The sequence below is a fragment of the Chamaesiphon sp. genome, from assembly GCF_041737865.1.
In the GTDB taxonomy this organism is placed as follows: Bacteria; Cyanobacteriota; Cyanobacteriia; order Cyanobacteriales; family Chamaesiphonaceae; genus Chamaesiphon.
Map to the genome: position 1 here is coordinate 1 of NZ_JBGSQZ010000222.1, position 4,279 is coordinate 4,279.

The 4,279-nt window shown below is 39.0% G+C and carries 4 protein-coding genes and 1 pseudogene; 2 read left to right on the forward strand and 3 right to left on the reverse strand.

The genetic code is table 11. From position 1 onward, the window contains the following. Window positions 1-379, forward strand: a pseudogene (locus ACEW9J_RS16905) (cobalamin biosynthesis protein CobQ); the annotation flags it as partial. 15 nt (window positions 380-394) lie between these two features. Continuing rightward, window positions 395-865, forward strand: a complete 471-nt coding sequence (locus ACEW9J_RS16910) for a hypothetical protein (protein WP_373546277.1) — start codon at window positions 395-397, stop codon at window positions 863-865. Between the two features lie 461 nt (window positions 866-1,326). Here the strand turns inward: ACEW9J_RS16910 and ACEW9J_RS16915 are convergent, their stop codons facing one another. The 3 genes from ACEW9J_RS16915 to ACEW9J_RS16925 all read right to left on the reverse strand — a co-directional run. After that, window positions 1,327-2,478 carry a hypothetical protein gene (locus tag ACEW9J_RS16915; RefSeq protein WP_373546278.1) on the reverse strand — a complete coding sequence of 384 codons (1,152 nt, stop codon included), beginning with the start codon at window positions 2,476-2,478 and terminating at the stop codon, window positions 1,327-1,329. A 95-nt stretch (window positions 2,479-2,573) separates the two neighbouring features. Continuing rightward, on the reverse strand, window positions 2,574-3,344 hold the full coding sequence (locus ACEW9J_RS16920) for a hypothetical protein (RefSeq protein WP_373546279.1): 771 nt from the start codon (window positions 3,342-3,344) through the stop codon (window positions 2,574-2,576). Between the two features lie 49 nt (window positions 3,345-3,393). Then, the coding region (locus ACEW9J_RS16925) for a ParB/RepB/Spo0J family partition protein (RefSeq protein ID WP_373546280.1) at window positions 3,394-4,279 on the reverse strand (886 nt) is incomplete at its 5' end.

The following is a 4,279-nucleotide window of genomic DNA, read 5'->3' on the forward strand; positions in this document are numbered from 1 at the left end:
CTTTGTCACGAACGGTACTTCTGAATCACTTCAGCTTTTTAAAGATTCAGTAGAGAGTAGCAAAGGCAAGATTCCCCACGTCTTAGTCTTAAATCATGGTGCTGCCACAAATATTCAGTGGAAATGGTTCGACCAGGATAAGCAGATTGCTAAATACCTTGAGCAGTATGGGTTTAAGTCGATTGTTTTCCCTGAAATGATTGTCGATCCGTCGGTTAAGAATAAGATTTTCAGCGAATATATTCCTTATGAGGATGTTCTCAAGGCGGATTGGTTGCCATCTCCATCAAAAAGGCGGCTGAACAAGTGGTTGAGAGAGGCAACTCAGGCATTGGGCAGTACGGGTTATATTCCGTACCACCCTGACTATTTACCTTAATCTCTAGGCAGGAATATGGAAGATACTATTCTGAAAGATATTAGGAATATTGCGGTAGTAGATAACCAAGAACGCGAAAGAATTTCCTCAATAATTTCTGAGCTAATAGCATCTGGGATGAATATTTTAGTTATTTCTTCAGCCGAAACTACCCATCTTTACCGCGAACTTCACGATCGATATAGTGGAAAGTATTTAGCGCAGGTCGATGACTTCAAAGATCTTGAAGGCAACTGTTGCGAACTAGAAATAGTCTCAGGAAATTATCTTATAAGTATGCTTTTCAACAAAAAGGTAAACTCAATCGATCTAGCAGATTATTTATGCAGCAGGATTCAATGTTCGTTATCGTCGTTTCTAATAGTTGACGATATATATGCTGTCGGTAACGAACACTTAAAATCATGTGTGGCAATGATTTCTAAAAACAGTATGAGGAATAAAATCTATCTTGGCTTGGTTTTGATTCTCTCGATCGCGCTTTGACGCAGATAAAAACGTATTGCCAAAACGCGACATTAGTATTTTAATAGTTGATATTGACTTACAAATTGCGATGGCTACAGGATACGAATACTGTTGGCGAATTTAAGAAGCGATTGGGAAACCCTGGGAATTTATGTTGCGAGCTTATGATGTGCCATTTTCAAAATGAGAACGGCAAGTTTGAGCTAGATGAATATTTTCGAGCTGCGACTTTAATTCACTCAATCTTTCTTTAATCCTCGTCATGAAGTTTATAGTAAGTTTGGTAAACTGCAAGCAGTGCGCTACAGGAGAGTAGAACTCCAAATGTCACCCTGTAAACAGCTAGAATTTGGGGCAAAGGTTGATGAATCATCTATTTTTTAGATTAAATTCTAGCTTGTTAATTGTTGTCGATCGAAAGTAGGATAGTCACAGATTACTATCTTGTAAAAAAGTGAAGTTAAATCGGCAGTATTTACTTATGGTTTAGACTTTAGCTCCTTTAGCAATTTTTGATTCAGTTTCATTTCTTGCTCGATCCTAGATTCTTGACTAGACAAAGACTTTAACTCTTCTCTAACTGCTGCGGATAGTTCTTCTTTGTTAGAACTATAGGGGACTTCAGGAAGTCCGGTTCTTTGAATACGTAGCTGTACTATCTCGGATTCGATATCTGAGGCTGCTTCTGAAATTGGGTAAGGATTTCGAGTCCGCGAAAAGGTAAAATAATAAGCAGCAAAAGGTATTAATGCAAAGCAAGTAACAACAGCAGCAGCAAAAGGAAATATCGCCAACGGTTTATGACTGCGCTGTAACTTTTTCGATCTTGAGTCATTGTCGTGCTCCGAACTTTTATCAATCGCACTAGTTGATGGCTCCACGATTTCCTTGGCAATTTGGTGTCTGCCCAGGTAGTCATTAACAGTCAAATAATATCCGTAGGGATAATGTTTTTGCTCCGCACAATAAGAGCTATCTTCACTCAAGCAAGCTTGCAGACAATATTCTGGCGGACTATCAGCTCTTTGATAATCGGATTTATTTACTCGATCGAATCCTGGGTGTTCGATTTCCAGCCGTTCCCGAACGTACCGATCGGTTGAATCATAGCCATAGAGAACGGATTGCTGAAGGACATCCGAACCACAACTGAAAATCCAGTCCTTTTTTTCGCACTCATAGCTATCTAGTTCACGATCGGCACCTTTAACCTCAAGAACAAACTCTTCTTCTTCAACGATCTCAAGAAGATTTAAAGTTGAAGCTGGAGCAGTAATTTCCTTAACAATAGTATGTTTGCCTAGATAATTATCTAGAGTCAAAAAATACTTACCTTTTTGATAACGACTGTTAGAGCAATACGATCCATTGACTTTACTGCAAGCATCAAGACAAAAACTTGGAGGACTGTCAGTTCGGTTAACATATATATCGGTTGGCAGAAGAAATTCAGGATGCTCGATTGCCAATCTTTCTTCGAGGTATCGAAGATTTACACTGTAACCAGCAAGTAAAGATGTCTTTAGCAGCTCAGATCCGTGCGATAGAATCCAATCCTTTTTATTTTCAGATTGACGTGCTTCGATCGAATCGTTAGGCTTAATATCACCTTCTAATTTTGTTGTTTCCATAATAAGTCTGGGATTTAATTGCTTAACACATTAAATCACAGCCGTAGTTTTGAGCATGTGTGCAATTATACATCCATCATAGTTATTTACGTAAATTAGTTATCAGCGATGCCATGTTCTAGCAATTGACCTAATAAATATATTTTTATAAAATTCGGTCTAGTTCCTTTGCGACATTCAGGAATTGCCTCGACCGTCCAGCCAATTTCGGATAATTTTTGATGTTTGGCGCGAATTGTTAGGGTGTTATCTGTCAAAACATTCCACGTAGGAATGACGATTGAAGGATTTGCAAATAATACCTTTATTAAATCCTCACAGAAAATTGCAATTAGTTTGCTTGGCATAAACAGCCGACATTTATAGACGGCTAAGTTATCAGCCACTCTACCCGTGCATGTTTTCATTTGCTCGGCGATCCAATCTAATGTTGCTGGCGGTAACAATTTGAATATTTTTCGGCTCTGTCGCTGATAGTTATATTTTGTAACTATATGGTAAGCGTCTGCTGGAGTACGTTCTGGGAGCGGTGGCAGAATTTTCTTAACTATTTGAGGATCTGCTGCTACCAGTGTGTTGTCTTTGACTGCTGAAACAGTAGCTTGCAGCACCGCAGCTTTTTCCTTAGAGCAATATTTTTTAGATTTTTTCTGAGTAGTCCGGTCGGTTCCACTCCCTAAAGGTGTCTCATTAGTTAATTCAGGAATCGATTCAGTACTCACTAAACTTTTAGCAGAGGTCTTCTTTGAAGAAGCCTTTTTTGCTTTATTTGTATCGGTATGTTCTAGTACGGTACCTGATTTGGCTTCAGTCGATAGAAAATCTTCAGCTTTGATAATCGTCAGAATGTTTGATTGGCGGGACATTTTTTTACCTTCTTGGAGTGAACTTGAATAATCATTTAATCTTAGTGAATTAATTCAACAGCAGAATTACTCGATCGAGCATTAGATTCAACTCTCGTGTGGTTTCCAAAGACAGGGATTTATTTCTAATTGCATGTAATATTAGTTCGCTTTTTGCTTCAATTGTGACACTTAGATCTTCTTTAATGTCAGATTCTAACTCATTAACGGGTTCGGTTGCAGGCAGATGAGGTTTGAGTTCTGATTTGGGTGCGCCACTTTCATTGTAAATGAGATTTTCTATATGACTCGAATCTTTATCTCCAGATTTTTTTGATGGTTTAACTGAAGCTGCTATTTTCTTGACATCCCGAATGCTCAAGTCCTCTTCAATCGTTCGTTTTAGCAGCTTCTCTCTTTCTTTTTCATCCTTAATCTTGGCAATTTCAGTACCCTTGGTATAATCAACTTCCCCGCTAGAAATTGCTAATTTGATTTCTTCAGGAATATTCAATAGCTTGAGACGATTGCTAGCAAAGGAGGTTAAACTCAAGCTACCTTTAGTAAATTGCTTAATACAGCTTTCGATCGTCTGAGCTGTATCTTTAAGAATAACGTTATTCTTAGATACTTGACCGCCCAGCTCATTCTTAATTTGACGGATTAACGTAGCAGCGGCTTCGCGACTATCTAAATTTAATTTGCGAGCAATGGTATCTAGAACCGAATTAGTCTCGTCGATGGGGTTGAGATCCGTTCTTTTGATGTTTACCAACGTCACATAATCAGCCGCTACATCGTCGCTAACATCGAGACGACGGTACTTCACCACCATGTTTAGTTTGCAAGCTACACGAGTCCGCCGCTCCCCATCAATTAGTTCGTTGGTATCCCGCAGTAACAAAACTGGGGTAATTACCTCTCCTGCGGCGAGAATGCTATCTTCGAGTTCTTGC